Origin of the sequence: Pseudofrankia inefficax (assembly GCF_000166135.1) — a bacterium.
In the GTDB taxonomy this organism is placed as follows: Bacteria; Actinomycetota; Actinomycetes; order Frankiales; family Frankiaceae; genus Pseudofrankia; species Pseudofrankia inefficax.
The window spans coordinates 4,479,365-4,496,494 of record NC_014666.1; the positions used below are offsets into that span (position 1 = coordinate 4,479,365).

Consider the following 17,130-nt stretch of genomic DNA (forward strand, 5'->3'; position numbering starts at 1 on the left):
GTCCGTCCTGTCCGCGCGGGCCGGTCGCCGGTGGGCGTGGATGTGCCTGGGGGTGTTGCTGTGGCGCCCGGTTCGCCGGGTCGGGGTGGCCTTCGTTACCCGGGCCGGGTCCCGCTGGTCAGGGGGACGGTGGCGCAGTGGACGAGCGGACGCCGGGATGATCGGCGGGCCGGTCAGGGGGTGGGGTTGTCGTGCAGGACCGTGCCGGCCAGGACGGTGCGGACGCAGCGGGGGTCCGGGCCGGTGAGGTCGGGCAGGGCGGGGTGCGCCGGCGGGCCGGTGAGGCCGGTGGGCAGGCGCCAGACGGCGAAGGTCGCGGGCTGGCCGGCGGTCAGGGAGCCGTCGGTGCTGGCGCGGGCCGCGTGCCAGCCGCCGCGGGTGGCGGCGTCGAACGCGGCCGCGAGGTCGAGGCGGGCGGTGTGGGTGTGGTGGCCGGTGGCGGCGCGGATCGCGCCCCAGGGGTCGAGCGGGGTGACGGGGGCGTCGGAGGACAGTGCGACGCCGACCCCGGCGGCGACGAGGCCGGCGAGTGGGTTCATGGCGGCGGCCCGCGCGGTGCCGAGCCGTTCGGCGTACATGCCGTGCGGGCCGCCCCAGAAGGCGTCGAACGCGGGCTGGACGGCGGCGACGGCTCCGAAGCGGGCGAGTGCGGTGATCTGGTCGGGGTGGACGAGCTCGCAGTGCTCGATCCGGGGCCGGGCGGCGATGACCTGGGCGGGCCCGGCCGTGGTGGCGGCGGCGGCCAGGCCGGCGAGGACGGTGTCGACGGCGGCGTCGCCGATCGCGTGGAAGCCGGGCTGGCGGCCGGTGGCGACCGCGGTCAGTACGACGTCGCGGACGGCCGTGGCGTCGAGCATGGGCGGGGGACGGTGGCCGGGCCGGTCGGCGTAGGCGGCGCGTAGGGCTGCGGTGTGGGAGCCGAGGGAGCCGTCGACGAACAGGTCCCCGCCGACGCCGACGGCGAGCCGCCCGTCCGGGTCGAGGTCGGCGAGGTCGGCCGGGTCGCCGGCCCAGTAGCCGGCGATCACGGGGCCGGGTTCGGCGGCGGCGTGGGCGAGCAGCGCGGCGAGGTCGTCGGCGGAGGACACCTCGGGGCCGGCCATCTCGTGCAGCGCGACGAGCCCGAGGCCGGCGGCGGTGGACCGCAGCCGCCGCCACGCGTCCTCTCGCTGGCCCGGGGTGATCGTGTCGTAGGCGTGGACGCGGGCGGCGTGGTGGGCGTCGTCGCGGACGAGGCCGTCGCCGAGCCAGCCGGGCTGGCCCGCGGCGCCGGCCGCCGCGGCGAGCGGGCCTGAGATGACGGCGGTGTGGCCGTCGACGCGGGCGAGGTAGACCAGCCGGCCGGGGGCGGCGCGGTCGAGTTCGGACGTTGTCGGCGGGCGGCGCTGGGGCCAGCGGGTCTCGTCCCAGCCGGTGCCGAGCAGGGTGGTGGCGGCGTTCGCCCTGGCGGCGGCGCTGACCGCGTCGAGCGCGGCGCCGAGGGTGGGGGCGGCGGCGAGGTCGAGGCCGCCGAGCGCGAGGCCGGTCGCGGTCGCGTGCAGGTGGGCGTCGACGAACGCCGGGGCGACCCAGGCGCCGGCCAGTTCGACGACCTCGTCCGCGTCGCCCGGGGCGACGCCTGCGTCGGTGCCGAGCCAGGTGACGCGCCGGCCGACGGTGAGCAGCGCGGTGGCGCCGGGGACGGTGGGGCTGTGGACGTGGCCGCCGCGGTAAAGCACGGCCCGTTCCCGGTCCGGGTGGATCGGCGTCGGGTGGATCGGCCGTGGTGGGCGGTGTGGTGGGCGGCTCACGGCTGCGAGTCTGCCGAACGGCCGGCCGGGATCCCCGCCCACCCGCGCTGGTCGGCGCCTCCCGGCCGGTCCGCCCGAGGCGGATCGGCCGGCGTCTCATCGTGCGCCGGAACCTGGGCGTCTGGACTGAGCACGGGTGCGGTGGTTCCGGCGAGGGTGCGGAGGCGAGGGTGCGGGCGGATGACGAACGGGCGTTCGAGGAGTTCATGGCCCGGACGGCGCGGCGGCAGCTGCTGCGCGCGGTCCTGCTGACCGGCGGCGACTGGGCGTCCGCCGAGGATCTCGTCCAGGGCGCGTTCGAACGTATCTACCTGCACTGGCGCAAGATCGAGGAGGGCCGCCAGGAGGCGTACCTGCGCCGGACGCTGGTCAACGGGGCGACGAGCCGCTGGCGACGGCTGCGGGTGCGGGTCGACGAGGTGCCGTTGCTCGTCGACGGCGAGTGGACCGTCGACGAGCCCGAGGCGGCCGTCGACGCCGCCGACCGGCTGGCCCAGCGCGACGGCCTGCTGCGGGCGTTACGGGCGCTGCCGCCGCGCCAGCGCGCCGTCATCGTCCTGCGTTACGTCGAGGACCTCTCCGAGGCCGACGTCGCCGCGGCGATGGGCTGCTCGGTCGGCTCGGTGCGCAGCCAGGCCTCCCGTGGCCTGGCGAGGCTGCGTGACAGCGAGCATCTGCGCGATCTCGACCCCTACAACCGTGGCGCCGACCCCGCGGCGGGTCTCGACGCCGGGGCGCTGGACGTCCTGACCAACGAACCGCGGTCGCGGGCCGCGGCGGCGGCGTGGGAGGAGACGCGATGAGCCTCACCGACAGCGATCTGCGGACCTGGCTGCGTGCCCTGCCCGACGAGCTGCCGCAGCGGGACTTCGGACCAGGCCCGGACGCGGTGCGGTCCGGGGCCCGGCGCCGGCGGGCGCGGGCTCGGGCCGCGGGTGTCGTCGCGCTGGTCGTGCTGGTCGCCGCCGGGGTCGGCGTCCCGGTCGGCCTGCACGCGGCGGGAGGTGACGGGAACAGCCGGGTCGTGTCCGCGCGGCCGGCGGTGTCGACGGCCGGGGGTTTCACCCTGACCTGGCTGCCCGACGGGCTGACGCACTCCGGTGACGCCGCCGCCTCCCGCGCGGGCACGTCGGGCTTCGACTGGGGTCTCGTCGACGGGGCGGGCAGGCCGCTGCCGCCGGGGCAGGCCGCGAGGACACCGTTGCGGCTGCTGAGCCTGCTCGCCGCGAGAACGGACCCGACGAAGTTCGGCGCCCTGTTCACGGCCACGGGCGGCCATGCCAATCCGTCAACGGTGACGGTGACGGTGACCTGGCAGCCGACGTACGCGATGAACATCGACGCGCTGCGCGCCAACGTCACGCCGCAATCGTTGAGCGGCTACGGGCCGGTCGGCGTCACCGCGGACACCGTCGGTGGGCGCCCGGCTCTCGTCCTGCGCCACGACACCGCGACCGACCAGGGCGACGGCCTGACGGCGCCGGCGGTTCCGGCCGCGGCGCGCTACCAGCTGGCGTTGCTGTGGGTCGACGCGACGGGCGTGGTCCTCACCGTGGACCTGGCCGGGCCGAGCCCGCCCGACGTGGCGGTGGCGCACCGGATCGCCGGCGGCATCGTCCTGGGCACGATGCCGCCGTTGGTGGGCTACACCCCGCCGGGCGTGGCGCCGGCCCCGGTCGACGCGGTGACGGCGGCCGCGGTCACCGCCGCGATCGACACGGCCTACACCGGCGGGGTGCCGGATGACCGGTGGGCGGCCGCGGTGCAGGACGGCCCGCGGCTGGTCGCGGTCCGCGCGAAGACCAGGCAGCTGTTCCCGGGGCTGATGGCCACGTTGCAGCCGGCCGTCGACACCCTCAGCCGGGTCGACGCGAACACGGTCCGGGCGTCGGTGGCGCTGGCGTTCAGCGATCCGAACGTCTCGATCGCGGCCGCCCCGGCCGGGCTGCGCTTCGCCGTGACGGTCGTCCACACGGCGGCCGGTTGGCAGGTCACCCGGGCCAGCTACTGCGCCAACGTCGACCAGCTCGGGGTCTCGGCGCTGTCGCTGGCCTGCTGACGCCCAGGCGGCCGGGGGACAGCGAGCCGGGCGGCGTACGGCTACGTCGCGGGACCGGGATGTCACGACAGAAGGGGACAACGAATGTCAGACAGGGACGCGCCTGCCTCTCACGCCGGCCTGTCCGCCGGTCGCCGCCGGCGGCGGGTCGGCGTGAGGGCTGTGGTCGCGCTTGGGTGTGTGGCGCTGGCCGGCTGCGGCACGGGTACGGGCCAGGTGGTCGCCGCCGGGACCAGCCAGCCGGCGGCGACGGCGGCGGCACCGGCGGGCCCGCCGAAGGTGATCTACGGGGCGACGGTCGGCTGGTGGCCCGACGGCTACGTCGTGGTCGACGACCAGTTCCAGAACGTCCGCATACCCGTCGGGCTGGCCACGATGAAACCCGGGGCGACGGGCGCGCCGCCGATGGTGTGGTCGGGCTACACCGAGCAGTGGGTCGGGGTAGCCGGCTCGGCGGATCTCGCGGCGGTCCGCGCCGCGGACAAGCCCTATCTCGACGGGCCGCGGTACATGGTCGACGTCAGCCGCGGCCAGGTACGCACGATCGCGGAGATCAGGGCCGACGCGGCGAGGATGAAGATCGACGAGACCTTCCAGGACGTCACCGTCGCCGGCCATCCCGCGACGCTGGAGCACATAACCGGGGGGCAGAACCCGGCCAAGTGGGCCCTGATCTGGACGAGTGGCGCGGACACCTCGGTGGTGGTGAACGGGCCGGACGAGGCGGTCGTACGGCGGATCGCCGAGAACATCACGGTCGGCGCGCCGCCGGCCGGCCCGGCCGGCCCGGCCGCCGCGACCGCGCAGGTCCGGGCCGCCGCGCACACCGCGTTCCAGGGGACGACGGGTCTGGGCATGCTCGACGCCGTCGACGACCCCGAAGGGCTCGCCCGCCGGGCGGTGACGAAGTACCTGTCCGAGGACCCGAAGACCGGGGCCACCGTGCGGCTGGACAGCGTCGGCGACATCGTCTTCCTCGGCCCGACCGAGGCCGGCACCGAGGCGACGGTCCTCATCCCGGAGAAACCCGTGGGCGAGCTGCGCAGCGCCGTCCGCCTCACCCGGACAGCGGGCGGCTGGAAGGTCAGCAGGGAGAGCTTCTGCCTGGCCATGTCCACCGTGTTCCCCGGCTGCCCGACCATTCCCTGACGGGCGTCACAGGGCCGGGGGGCGGCCCTCGTAGGGGGTGGACAGGACGACGAGGGTGCGGGTGGAGACGTTCGCGGCGGCGCGGACCTGCTGCAGCAGCGTCTCCAGGTCGGCGGGTTCGGCGACGCGGGCCTTCAGCAGGTAGGACTCCTCGCCGGCGACCGAGTGGCAGGCCTCGATCGCGTCGAGGTGCGCGAGCCGGTCGGGCGCGTCGTCGGGCTGCGACGGGTCGATCGGTTTGATCGAGATGAAGGCGGTCAGGGGCAGTCCGACCTTCGACGGGTCGACCTGGGCGCTGTAGGAGGTGATCACGCCGCGTTGCTCGAGCCGGCGGACCCTCTGATGGACCGCGGAGACGGACAGGCCGGTGGCGCGGGCCAGGTCGGTGAAACTCATCCGCCCGTCCGCGCACAGCAGCCGGACAATCTGCCGGTCGAGATCTTCGAGCACAGCCCGGAGATTATGGCCTGATCACCGACCGGTTCCGGAGTGATCGGCGTAGTTGTGCGCGGGACTGGTCACTGATCGCGTCGGTATGCCGGACCGGCGCGGGAAGGACCACAGCCGAGTGGCACGAAGGGGCCCTGTTGCCTGGCTGTGGGCCTGGGAGTGGGTAACGGTGGCCGTTTCCTGCCGGTCCGGGGGCGTGTCGGCCGCCTGTTGCCAGTCCGGGCGGCGGTGCGGCGGGCCGGGCCGGCGGCCGGGACTGTCGGTGGGCCGTGCCAGGGTGGGCGGGTGAGCGCAGGAACGAGTGAGACCGCGTCCGAAGGGCCGGCGCGGCCGGTCCGCGAGCAGCCCGGGGCGGCCGGGCCGGGCGGCGGGCTGCTGCTGGTCGACACGCCGTCGCTGTACTTCCGGGCGTTCTACGGGGTGCCGCAGTCGGTGACGGCGCCGGACGGGATGCCGGTGAACGCGGTGCGCGGGCTGCTGGACGTCCTCGCCCGCCAGATCGCCGACCTGCGCCCGGCGCACCTGGTGTGCTGCTTCGACGGGGACTGGCGCCCGGCGTTCCGCGTCGAGCTGGTGGAGTCGTACAAGGCCCACCGGGTCGCCGACGTGCTCGACCCGGCGGCCGTGCCACCGTCGGTCCCGGTCTCGGCGGCGGCCACGCCCGGGCCGGCCGGCACCACCGAGGGCGTCGCGGCGGGCGCGGTGGCCGTCGAGGAGGTCCCCGACGAGCTGACCCCGCAGCTGCCGGTGATCGACGCGGTGCTGGACGCGTTCGGGATCTGCCGGGTCGAGGCGGCCGGGTTCGAGGCCGACGACGTGATCGGCACGCTGGCGACCCGGTTCCCGCACGGCGACGCCGCCGGCTGGGCGGCCCAGGACCGCGGCGAGGCACCCGCCGGCGGCGGCCCGTTCGCCGGGCCGGTGGAGATCCTCACCGGCGACCGGGACCTCTTCCAGCTGGTCCGCGACGACGTGCCGGTCCGGGTGCGGTACTCGGTGGAGAAGTTCGCGGCGATCGACGAGGCCGCGGTCAGCGCCCGCTACGGCGTGCCCGGCCGGGCCTACGGGGACTTCGCGACGCTGCGCGGCGACCCGTCCGACGGGCTGCCCGGCGTGGCGGGCATCGGGGCGAAGACGGCGGCCGCGCTGCTGACCCGGTTCGGGTCGCTGGCCGGCGCGCTCGCGGCGCTCGACGCGGGGCAGACCGACGGTTTCCCCGCCGGGGCGCGCCGCCGGCTGGAGGCGGCCCGCGACTACCTGGACCGGGCGGAGGTCGTCGTGCGGGTCGTCCCCGACGTGCCGCTGCCGGCGCTGGCCACCCGGCTGCCGGCCACTCCGGCGCACCCGGACGAGGTGCTCGCGCTCGCGGAGCGGTTCGGCCTGGCCGGTGCCGCGACCCGGCTGACCCGCGCCCTGACGGCGGCGGCCCGCCCGGCGTGACCCGCCGGGGCGCCAGGGCCGTCCCCGGGACCGGGGCCGGGCGGCGGGGTGCCGGCGTCGCCGCGGCCGGGAGATCTGGCCCACATCGGGGCAAAGCCGGCCGGGCGGGCGCCGACGCCGTCGCCGGGCGAGGCGGGCCTCCCGGACGGCCGGGCGGCGACGGTACAGACTGCGGGTGCTGGGCTCGTCGGCGGCCGGTACCCGGGCGGTCGCCAGCGGCCGGCCGGTTCGCCCCGGCCGGGCGCTGGCCGCGCCAGATGGCCGAGCCGGTAGTTTGACCAGTCATACTCCGGCCTGGGCAGCGCGTACGCGTGAACGTTTCGGCCAGGACACCGCTGTAGGTGTCCGGCCGTCGCCTACCGTTGCCCAGCGGATGTCAGTGGTGTAGTGGTCGCGGAGGTGGACGGGTGGGGCTGCGGGAGCGGCTCGCGGGCAGGCGTGTGTTCCTGACCGGGGTGACGGGGTTCGTCGGGGAGGCGCTGCTGGAGCGCCTGCTGTCGGACTTCCCGGACACCCGGGTCGTCGCGCTGGTGCGTCCCCGCGGCGGGCAGGACGGAGCGGCGCGGTTGCGCCGCCAGCTGCGCAAGCCCGCGTTCGCGGCGCTGCGGGCGTCGCTCGGCGACGGCGCGGTGGACCAGCTCGCGGCGCGGGTGGAGGTGCTGGCCGGGGACCTGGCGTCGATGCCGGACCTGCCGTCCGACATCGACCTGGTGATCCACTGCGCGGGTGAGGTGTCGTTCGACCCGCCGATCGACGAGGGGTTCGCGACGAACCTCGGCGGTCTGCAGGAACTGCTGCGCGCGCTCCGCGCCGGTGGCGCGTCGCCGCACCTCGTGCACGTCTCCACGGCCTACGTGGCGGGCCTGCGGTCGGGCCACATCGCCGAGGGCCGTCTGGCGCACGACGTCGACTGGGCGGCCGAGCAGGCGTCCGCGGCGCGGGCCCGCCAGACCGCCGAGGACGCCTCGCGCGCCCCGGAGCAGTCGGCGGCGTTCCTCGCCGACGCGCAGGCCAAGCACCTGCGGGCCGGCGCGCAGACGGTGTCGCGGGACGCCGAGGACCGCCGCCGCGAATGGGTCCGCGAGCGGCTGGTGCGCGCCGGGGCCGAGCGGGCGCAGGTGCTGGGCTGGACCGACAGCTACACGTTCACCAAGGCCCTCGGCGAGCGGTACCTGGAGGACGAGCACGGCGACCTGCCGCTGACGATCGTCCGCCCGTCGATCATCGAGTCGGCGCTCAACCGGCCGTTCCCGGGCTGGATCGAGGGCTTCAAGATGGCGGAGCCGCTGATCCTGGCCTACGGCCGGGGGGAGTTCCCCGACTTCCCCGCGTCGCCCGACGCGGTCGTCGACATCATCCCGGTGGACCTGGTCGTCAACGCGATCCTCGCGGCCGCGGCGGCGACCCCGCCCGTCGAGACACCCGCCTACTACACGGTCTGCTCCGGGTTCCGTAACCCGCTGCTGTTCCGGGAGCTGTTCGAGCACGTCCGCGCCTACTTCCGGGCGTTCCCGCTGCCGAAGCGGGGCCGCGGCGACATCGCGGTGCCGGACTGGCCGTTCGCCGGCGCGCGGGCCGCCGAGGCGAAGCTGCGCAACGGCGAGCGGGCGGCGGCGGTCGCCGGCCGGCTGCTGGAGCACGCGCCTCGGTCGGAGAAGGTCCGCCGGTGGGCGACCGAGTTCGACCGGTTCGAGTCCCGCGTCGGGTTCCTGCGCCGCTACTCGGACATCTACCGGGCGTACACGAAGGCCGAGCTGGTCTACGTCGACGACGCGACGAAGGCGCTGCACGACGCCCTGTCGGACGCGGACAAGGAGCTGTTCGGCTTCGACCCGGCCTGCTACGACTGGACGCACTACCTCGAAGAGGTCCACTTCCCCGCGGTCACGTCGATCCTGCGCAAGCCGCGGGACCCGGCGCCGGCCCGGCGCGCCGGGGTGAACCTGGCCGCGAACCCGGCGGCGCTGGCCGTGTTCGACCTGGACGGCACGCTGGTGACCTCGACGGTCATCGAGTCCTATCTGTGGCTGCGCCTCGCCGACGAGGCGCCGGGCGGGCGGGCGCGGGAGCTGGCGGGCCTGGCCGCGAAGCTGCCGAGCTACCTGCGGGCCGAGCGCACCGACCGGGGGCATCTGATCCGCTCGGTGTACGGCCGTTACGCGGGCGCGGACCCCGAGGAGCTGGCGCGGATCATCGACGAGGTGGCGGGGGACATCCTGCTGCGGCGGGTCAAGCCGGCAGCGATCCGCCGGGTCCGCGCGCACCGCGACGCGGGGCACCGCACGGTGCTGCTGACCGGGTCGGTGGACTTCCTGGTCCGCCCGCTGGCGCCGCTGTTCGACGAGGTCGTCGCGTCGCGGCTGACCGTCGGCGCGGACGGCCGGTTCACCGGGAAGCTCGCCGCGTCGCCGCTGGTCGGCGACGCGAGGGCCGCGTTCCTGGACCACTTCGCCGGCCGCGTCGGCGCGGACCTGTCCGCGTCGTGGGCGTACGGCGACTCGCAGTCGGACATCCCGATGCTGCGCGCGGTCGGCAACCCGGTGGCGGTCAACCCGGACCTGGCGCTGTTCCGCACCGCGAAGGCGAACGGCTGGGCTGTCGAGGAGTGGCCGTCAACGCCGGGGGAGCCACGCGCGGTCGCGCCGTCGCTGCGGGAACGGGGCCTGTTCCACGCGGCCCGTACCGCGGCCGCCCAGACCCGGGCGGCCGTCACAGGTGTGGGAGGTGCGCGGTGACCCGCGGGCTGGAGCTGTACCGGTCGGTGCCGCGCTACGCGGCGGCGCGGGTGCTGTCGAGCAGGCTGCCGTCGCTGGCGGGTGCCGCGGCGACAGCCGCCGCGCCGCTGCGCCTGGTCGACCACGGCGACCCGGCGCTGCCCGGGCCCGGCTGGGTGACGGTCCGCCCGAAGCTGTCCGGGATCTGCGGGTCGGACCTCTCGACGGTCACCGGCCAGTCGTCGTTCTACTTCTCCCCCCTGGTGACGATGCCGTTCACGCCGGGCCACGAGGTCCTCGGCGTGCTGCAGTCCGACGCGGCCGCCGCCGACGGGACCCCGCTGCGCGCCGGTAGCCGGGTCGTCGTCGATCCGGTCCTCGGCTGCGCGACCCGTGGGCTCGAGCTGTGCGGGAACTGCGCGGCCGGGCACCCGTCGCGCTGCGACCGGGTGACGGTCGGGCACGTGGCGCCGGGCCTGCAGACCGGTCACTGCAAGGACGTCGGGGGTGGCTGGGCGCGGGCGATGGTCGCCCATCACAGCCAGCTGCACCCGGTGCCCGACGACCTGTCCGACGAGCGGGCGGTGCTGGTCGAGCCGCTGGCGACCGCGGTGCACACCGCGGGCCGGGCCAGGGTCGCCCCCGGTGACCGTGTGCTGGTCATCGGCTCCGGTGCCATCGGCCTGTTCACGCTGCTGGCGTTGCGGGCGTACACCCCGGCCGCGCACATCACGGTCGTCGCCAAGTACCGCCGGCAGGTCGAGCTGGCGAAGGCGTTCGGCGCCGACGAGGTGCTGTCCCCGTCGGACACGCTCGGCGGGGTGCGTCGCGCGACGCGGGCGCTGCGGGCCGAGCCGGAGTTCGGCGGGTCGTTCCTGCTCGGCGGGGTGGACGTCACGCTGGACTGCGTCGGGTCGTCGTCGTCGCTGTCGACGGCGCTGCGGGTGACCCGCGCCGGTGGGCGGGTCGTGCTGTCCGGGGTGCCGTCGGGGGCGGTCGACCTGTCGCCGCTGTGGTACCGGGAGCTGGAGCTCGTCGGCACCTACGCCTCGTCGGGGCGCGCCGTCCAGTCCGCGGGCGAGGCGGCGCGGCCCGGTCTGGAGCCCGCCGGTTCGGCGCCGACGGCGGGCCTCGACGGGCCGTCCGGCGCGCGGTCGGACTTCGGCCGGGCGTTCGAGCTGGCCGCGTCCGCGCCGCTGGACGGCGTCGTCTCGGCGGTCTACCCGTTGGGCCGGTGGCGGGAGGCGCTGGACCACGCGCTGTCCGCCGGCCGCCTCGGCGCCGTGAAGATCGCGTTCGACCCGACCCAGACGACATGATCGTTACAATGGGCGGGGGTGCCGCGATGGACATCGCGGGCGCCGCCGCGTACACCACCACCAGGCCTGCCTGTCCGCGGGTGCGCGGCGCGGCCGGGGTGGGCAGGGCAACCGCAACGGCAACAGCCCGCGACGGCGAAGCACCGTCCGGGCCCGCGACGAGGGGAACGTGGCTGTGAGACCGGGGTTCGTGCTCGAGGTCGACGAGCGGACTCCCCCGCTGCTGGTGCACCAGGGTGAGGGCCTTCTGCTGGAGCAGTTCCCGCTGGGGACGCGGGTCGTCTACCCGCCGGAGTCGCTGCCCGGGCTGCCGGACGTCGACGCGGCGATCGCCGACGCGCTGGAGCATCCGCAGAACAGCGAGCCGCTGCGGGAGCTGCTGTTCGCCGGGATGAAGCTGACGATCGCGTTCGACGACCTGTCGATCCCGCTGCCGCGGATGCGCCGCCCGGACATCCGCCAGCGGGTCATCGAGCAGGTGTTGACCCTGGCCGCCGAGAAGGGCGTCGACGACGTCGAGCTGATCGTCGCGACGGCGCTGCACCGGCGGATGACGGCCGCGGAGATCGAGTACGTCGTCGGGGAGCGGGTGTTCCGGTCGTTCTGGCCGGACCACCTGTACAACCACGACGCGGAGGACAAGGACAACCTGACCCACGTCGGGCTGACCGACCACGGCGAGGACGTCGAGGTCAACCGGCGGGCCGCCGAGTCGGACCTGCTCGTCTACGTGAACGTCAACCTCGTCGCGATGGACGGCGGCCACAAGTCGGCCGCGATCGGCTTGGCGTCGTACAACTCGCTGCGCCACCACCACAACAGCCACACGATGCTGCACTCGACGTCGTTCATGGACCACACCCGCTCTGCGATGCACTCGTCGGCGTGGCGGATGGGCCGGCTGCTCAACGAGCACGTCAAGGTGTTCAACATCGAGTCGACGCTGAACAACCAGGCGTTCCCCGAGAAGTACGGGTTCCTGACCAAGCGCGAGTGGGAGTGGACGCGCAAGGACCAGGCGATGGCGTACGGCACGACGACGGCGCTGCCGAAGCTGCCGAGCCGTCAGCGGCACAAGTTCTTCCAGGGGATCGTCGCCGACTACCAGGTCACCGGCGTCCACGCCGGCGAGACCGAGGCCGTGCACGACAGGACGCTGGAGACCGTGCACCGCCAGCAGCTCGTCGAGGTCGAGGGCCAGTCGGACGTGCTGGTCTTCGGGCTGCCGTACCTCGGGCCGTACAACTCCGACGCGGTGATGAACCCGATCCTCGCGACCTGCATGGGCCTGGGCTACTTCTTCAACATGTACCGGGGCAAGCCGCTGGTCCGGCACAAGGGCGCGCTGATCCTGTACCACCCGGTGACGCCCGAGTTCACCCAGCTTCACCACCCGTCGTACGTCGACTTCTACGAGGAGGTCCTCGCCGAGTCCACCGACCCGGCGACGATCGAGGCGAAGTTCGAGAAGCAGTACGCGACCGACCCCTGGTACATCCACCTGTACCGGACCTCGCACGCCTACCACGGGGTGCACCCGTTCTACATGTGGTACTGGGCGACGCACGGCATGGACCACGTCGGGGACGTCGTCTGGGTCGGCGGTGACCGCAAGGCCTGCGCCCGGATGGGGTTCCGGGCCGCGTCGACGCTCGCGGACGCGCTGGAGATGGTGTCGGGGTCGGTCGGGCGCGACCCGTCGATCACCTATCTGCACTCGCCGCCGCACGCCATCGCGGACGTGCGGTGAGCGGCGTCGCCGGGAAGTCCGGCCGGGCGCTGCGGGTCGGCTCGGCCGCGCCCGCGCGCCGCCACCCGGGCCTGGGCCTGGGGGAGGTCGCCCGTGGGTTCCGCTGGACCGGGCGGCCGCTGGTCCCCGCGTCGGCGCAGCCGTTCCGCCCGCCCGTGGCGGGCCGGGAGTTCCCGACGGCGTGGGCGCGGGGCCCGGTCGCGCGGGCGACCCGGGCGGCGTTCCTCGGTGGGATCATGGACCCGTTGCTGCACTCGCAGCTGACCTGGCGGGTCGAGGGCGCGCAGGTGTTCGAGGACCTCGGCGAGCCGGCGCTGATCGTCGCGAACCACGCCTCGCACCTGGACGCGACGGTGCTGCTGTGCGCGCTGCCCGCCGCGGTGCGGGAGCGCACCGTGGTGACCGCGGCGGCGGACTACTTCTTCGAGTCGACGTGGCGGGGCCTCTCGACGGCGCTGGCGTTCGGCACGGTGCCGATCGACCGCAGCGGCGGCGCGCCGTCGACGACCCCGGTCGACCTGCTGCGCGAGGGCTGGAACCTGGTCATCTTCCCGGAGGGCACCCGCTCCGCGGACGGTGCGCGCGGCCGGTTCAAGCTCGGCGCCGCGTTCCTCGCGCTCAACGCCGGGGTTCCGGTCGTGCCGGTCGGCCTGCGGGGCACGTTTGCGGCGATGCCCCGCGGCCGGTCCTGGCCGGTGCCGGGCCGCCCGGAGGTGTCGGTGCGGTTCGGCCGGCCGCTGCGCCCCGGCACCGGCGACGACGTGCGCGGGTTCACCGCGAAGCTGGTCAGCGAGGTCGACCGGCTGGTCGCCGAGGGGGAGACGTCCTGGTGGGCGTCGCTGCCGCGGCCGGACGGCCCGACGGTGTCGGCGCGGGCGGCCCGCCCCGCGGCCGGCGGCGGCGAGCCGGCCCGGTGGCGCAAGGTGTGGGCGGCGACCGAGCCGCCCGCGCCCAGCCACCCCCGCTCGCCCTGGTCGTAGCGGCGCCCGGGCCCGGCCTTTCGGGGTCGGGCGCCGGGCCTGGGGGCTGGTCATGCGTTGTGGTGGGTTCGGGGTAGCTCAGTGGGTCCGGGGTAGCTCAGGCGACCGCAGATCCACCCGATCATGAAGGTCGGGCCCGAGGTCCGGACACGGTCTGTCAGCATCGGGTGGGTGCGTGGGCGTGGCTCGGGGAGCGGCTCTGCCGCTGTCCGGCGTCCCCGGTTCACCTCGACCGCCAGTGTGAGATGGGTCACATCAAGATCAAGATGTGGATAAGCCTGTCCACGACACGGTGGGTAACCGGGCGGCGGCTGGGGACCGCGGTGGGTACGGCTGGGGATTGCCTGTGGGGCGGGCACAACCCCGCCGACAGGCCGAAAGTCAAGGCATTGAAGGACGCCCGGCGGTAGGTATCACTGGGTGCATGGCCCTCCTGCACAGGCTCCGCCGCCCCGACGAGACGTTCGCCGACGACGTGGCGGCCGGCGTGACCGTGACGGCCCGTGACCTGGCTCCGGCCGGGTTCGCGTCCGCCGCGCCCCCGCCGGCCGGACGCGCGCCGGCGGGGACCGCCGCCGGCCGACCGGTCCCGACGCGGCCGGCCGGCGGGTCGCCGGCCGCCGTCGACCGAGCGGTGATGGCGCGGCCTGCCGCCGACCGGGGGCCTGCCGCCGTGCGGCGGGACGCACCCGCGCTGCCGCCCAGCGTGGCCCGGGTCGCCGCCCGGACCCGGCTGTCGGCCGAGCTGCTCGCCGCGATCCTGGAGGTCGACGCCCGGCAGCGGGCGACCCTCGACGACATCGAACGCGCCGACGCGCTCGCGCAACGGCTGCTCGCCCGCCGCGCGGACCGCCAGCGCGCCGCCGCCTCGGGCCGACCCGGCTCCCAGCCACGCGCCCGCCACGGCGCCGAGGTCCGGCTCGCCGGCTGACAGCGGCGCCCACGTGCCCGGGTCCCCGCCCGGGCGGACCGGTGCGACCGGCCGGGGTGGGCACCCGCTTCGGGACCCCTGTGGACGGGGCCGTGCTGTCCACAGCGGCGACCAGCCGCCGGACAGGCCGGCCGGCTCGGGTGACGCTCTGTTCCGCCTGCTGGGCGCGGCCAACGCCGTCCGCGGCCAGGAGGCTCCGCCGGGCAGGCGGCGGTGACGGACCAGGGCGAGGGGACTCGGCATGACGGACTGGAAGCGGCGCGGCGCGCGCCACACCCTGGGCAGGGGTGCGCGGTGAGCGCCGCCGGACTGCCACCCGAGACGGTGGGCGGTGTGGCACGGCGCCCGGCGGCGACGGACGAGGGCCCGGCCGACGTGCTGCACCTGAAGGTCGAGCAGGACGCGACGCCGGCCGGGGTGTCGCTCGGCCAGGGCAGGGCGCTGCTCGCCGGGATGGCCCGGCTGCTGCAGGCGGCGGCGATGGCCGTGATCGGCCCGGCGCCCCGGTTCGCCGGCCGGCGGCCCGACGTCGTGAAGGCGTTCGTCGAGCAGGACGTCCGATTCGCGCACACCGACGCGGCCGGCTCCCTGCTGGCCGTGTTCGTCCGCCTCGACGACGACCCGCCGGCCGCGCCCGACGAACCGGGCCGGCGGTCCGCCGGGAGCTGGCCCGCCGGCCCCGCGGCGGTGCGGCTCGCCCCGTTCCAGCGCCGCGCCGGTGTCCTGACGGCGGGTGCCCTCGTCGCGGTCGCCGAGGCGGTCGGCGAGCATCGCGCCGGGCGGCGACCCGCCCCGCCGGCGGGTCCCACCACCCCGACCGCGCCCGCGCCGGGCGCGGAGGCCGCGGGGCGGCGCGCGGAGGCGCTGCGCCCGCTGGTCGCCCGCGGAGTCAGCGCCGACCTGTGCGACGCGCTGCTCGCGATGGTGACCGCGCCACGGGTCCGGACGCTGGAGTTCTCCTTCTACTGGGCGCAACGCGCCGGGCTCGACACCCCGGCGGTCGTCCGGGCCGCCCTGCACCGCGCCGACGCCGACGCGCTGGCGCGGCTGCGTGACGAGCTCGCCGCCCTGCCCGAGCCTCGCCACCCGACCGCCGTCTACGGCCAGGTCACCCGGCTTGACCGCGGCGACGATGGCGAGGGCGGGGTCGCGACGATCCACGGGGTCGTCGGGCGGTCGACTCCGCGCACCGTGCAGGTCGCGGTGTCCGGACCCGAGTACGACGACGCGATCCACGCCTACCGGACCCGGACTCCGGTCGTCGCGACCGGCCGGCTGCTGCGCCGCCGTGGCGGCATCCACGTCCTGACCGGCCGGTTCAGCGTCGCGACCGCGATCGTCGGCGCTGGCCCGTGACCGCTCAGCCGGGCAGGCCGACCCGTTCGAGGGAGTAGTCCCACAGCTCGCGGGCCAGCCCGGGGTCGTTGGCCTGGCGGGCGGTGAACAACCGCTCGCCCTGGTGGAACCGCATCCGGAAGGTGCCGTTGAGGGCCTGCGGGTTGGGGCGCGTCGCGAGGTCGACCAGGGGCATGGCGCCGCTGTCCGAGGACCTGGCGCCGAAGACCTTCAACGGCCGCCGGTAGAAGGTCCGCACGAACCAGCTGTCCCGGCCGAAGCTGCTCAGCACCACTCCCGGGTGCACGGCGGTCGCGGTCGGACCGTCCGGGTAGCCGCGGCGGGCAAGCTCCTTGACGAAAAGGATGTTCGCCAGCTTGCTCGTCGAGTAGGCGACGAAGGGCCGGTAACGCCGGTCCGCGCAGCCCGGGTCCGTTTCCAGGCCGGTCAGGTCGATGCGGCCCTCCAGGTTCATGAAGCTGCTCGTCACGATCACCCGGGAGCCGGGCGTCTCGCGCAGCCGGGGCAGCAGCAGGCTCGTGAGCAGGAACGGAGCGAGATGGTTCACCTGGAACGTCAGCTCGTTGCCGTCCTCGGTCACCACCCGGTGCGGGAACAGCCCGCCGGCGTTGTTGACCAGCACGTCGATCCGCGGGCACAGCGCGGCCACCTCGGCGGCGGCGTGCCGGACGTCGGAGAGCCGGGCGAAGTCGGCGACGACCGGGGTCGCGCCGGTCTCCGCGGCGACCGCGGCCGTCTTCAGCGGCGACCGGCCGAGGGCGATGATCCGGGCTCCGAGCGCCGCCAGCTGGCGGACCGCCGCGGCGCCGATGCCGGCGCTCGCGCCGGTGACGACGACCGTCCGGCCGGCGAGCGGCTGGTCGTTCCCCGCGTCCCCGACCACCGGTCCCGGTGGTATCCGGGGTGCCGGCACCAGCGCCGGCAGCTGTTCCTCGTGTACCGGCCATGGGGTCTCGTCGACCAGCTGGCCCGTTCTCTCCTGCTGTCGTGCCACGCTTCCTCCGCCGTCGTCCCGATCGCCGCGCACGGGGCCGCGCGATCATCGCACGACTCGACGCGGCGCGCGCGGGTCCATCGGGTCCCGTACCGGTTCGGGACAGCCCGTCGCGAAAGCCCGCGGTTTCCAGGCAATCTTGACGGCGATCGGGGCGGGCGGAATGTCGTTCCGACGACAGGGACGGTCACCCGACAG

13 protein-coding genes are annotated in these 17,130 nt (G+C 75.6%); 10 read left to right on the forward strand and 3 right to left on the reverse strand.

Features of this window, described 5'->3' with window-relative positions:
- Positions 1 to 173: 173 nt before the first annotated feature.
- Complete coding sequence (locus FRAEUI1C_RS18130; RefSeq protein WP_013424778.1) at positions 174 to 1,718, reverse strand: amidohydrolase; 1,545 nt, start codon at positions 1,716 to 1,718, stop codon at positions 174 to 176.
- 242 nt (positions 1,719 to 1,960) lie between these two features.
- On the opposite strand from FRAEUI1C_RS18130, the gene FRAEUI1C_RS18135 reads away from it, so the two are divergent.
- The 3 genes from FRAEUI1C_RS18135 to FRAEUI1C_RS18145 all read left to right on the forward strand — a co-directional run bounded on the left by FRAEUI1C_RS18135 (position 1,961) and on the right by FRAEUI1C_RS18145 (position 4,998).
- Positions 1,961 to 2,593 (forward strand): SigE family RNA polymerase sigma factor, encoded by a 633-nt coding sequence (locus FRAEUI1C_RS18135; protein ID WP_013424779.1) that lies wholly within the window; start codon positions 1,961 to 1,963, stop codon positions 2,591 to 2,593.
- Positions 2,590 to 3,849, forward strand: coding sequence for a hypothetical protein (locus FRAEUI1C_RS18140; protein WP_013424780.1), 1,260 nt, complete (start codon positions 2,590 to 2,592; stop codon positions 3,847 to 3,849). The genes FRAEUI1C_RS18135 and FRAEUI1C_RS18140 overlap by 4 nt, the downstream gene beginning before the upstream one ends.
- A gap of 162 nt (positions 3,850 to 4,011) precedes the next feature.
- A complete protein-coding gene (locus tag FRAEUI1C_RS18145) occupies positions 4,012 to 4,998 on the forward strand; it encodes a hypothetical protein (RefSeq protein WP_157734976.1) in 987 nt (328 codons plus the stop codon).
- A 6-nt stretch (positions 4,999 to 5,004) separates the two neighbouring features.
- Here FRAEUI1C_RS18145 and FRAEUI1C_RS18150 read toward each other — a convergent pair whose 3' ends face one another.
- Positions 5,005 to 5,448, reverse strand: a complete 444-nt coding sequence (locus FRAEUI1C_RS18150) for an Lrp/AsnC family transcriptional regulator (RefSeq protein WP_013424782.1) — start codon at positions 5,446 to 5,448, stop codon at positions 5,005 to 5,007.
- A 285-nt stretch (positions 5,449 to 5,733) separates the two neighbouring features.
- On the opposite strand from FRAEUI1C_RS18150, the gene FRAEUI1C_RS18155 reads away from it, so the two are divergent.
- The 7 genes from FRAEUI1C_RS18155 to FRAEUI1C_RS18185 all read left to right on the forward strand — a co-directional run bounded on the left by FRAEUI1C_RS18155 (position 5,734) and on the right by FRAEUI1C_RS18185 (position 15,938).
- The gene (locus tag FRAEUI1C_RS18155; protein ID WP_013424783.1) at positions 5,734 to 6,888 is read left to right on the forward strand and encodes a 5'-3' exonuclease; all 1,155 of its coding nucleotides are present in this window, start codon (positions 5,734 to 5,736) and stop codon (positions 6,886 to 6,888) included.
- Positions 6,889 to 7,295: 407 nt separating this feature from the next.
- Complete coding sequence (locus FRAEUI1C_RS18160) at positions 7,296 to 9,623, forward strand: HAD-IB family hydrolase (protein ID WP_013424784.1); 2,328 nt, start codon at positions 7,296 to 7,298, stop codon at positions 9,621 to 9,623.
- Positions 9,620 to 10,921 (forward strand): zinc-dependent alcohol dehydrogenase, encoded by a 1,302-nt coding sequence (locus tag FRAEUI1C_RS18165; RefSeq protein ID WP_013424785.1) that lies wholly within the window; start codon positions 9,620 to 9,622, stop codon positions 10,919 to 10,921. Before FRAEUI1C_RS18160 ends, FRAEUI1C_RS18165 begins: the two co-directional genes overlap by 4 nt.
- A 169-nt stretch (positions 10,922 to 11,090) precedes the next feature.
- Positions 11,091 to 12,671 (forward strand): NPN-dependent hydroxyacid isomerase, LarAH14/15/16 family, encoded by a 1,581-nt coding sequence (gene larAH, locus FRAEUI1C_RS18170; protein ID WP_013424786.1) that lies wholly within the window; start codon positions 11,091 to 11,093, stop codon positions 12,669 to 12,671.
- A complete protein-coding gene (locus tag FRAEUI1C_RS18175) occupies positions 12,668 to 13,651 on the forward strand; it encodes a lysophospholipid acyltransferase family protein (RefSeq protein WP_013424787.1) in 984 nt (327 codons plus the stop codon). The genes larAH and FRAEUI1C_RS18175 overlap by 4 nt, the downstream gene beginning before the upstream one ends.
- A gap of 424 nt (positions 13,652 to 14,075) precedes the next feature.
- Positions 14,076 to 14,582, forward strand: coding sequence for a hypothetical protein (locus FRAEUI1C_RS42175; protein WP_013424788.1), 507 nt, complete (start codon positions 14,076 to 14,078; stop codon positions 14,580 to 14,582).
- A 294-nt stretch (positions 14,583 to 14,876) separates the two neighbouring features.
- The gene (locus FRAEUI1C_RS18185) at positions 14,877 to 15,938 is read left to right on the forward strand and encodes a hypothetical protein (protein WP_013424789.1); all 1,062 of its coding nucleotides are present in this window, start codon (positions 14,877 to 14,879) and stop codon (positions 15,936 to 15,938) included.
- Between the two features lie 4 nt (positions 15,939 to 15,942).
- On the opposite strand, the gene FRAEUI1C_RS18190 is transcribed toward FRAEUI1C_RS18185, so the two are convergent.
- Complete coding sequence (locus FRAEUI1C_RS18190; protein ID WP_013424790.1) at positions 15,943 to 16,932, reverse strand: SDR family NAD(P)-dependent oxidoreductase; 990 nt, start codon at positions 16,930 to 16,932, stop codon at positions 15,943 to 15,945.
- Positions 16,933 to 17,130: the final 198 nt, after the last annotated feature.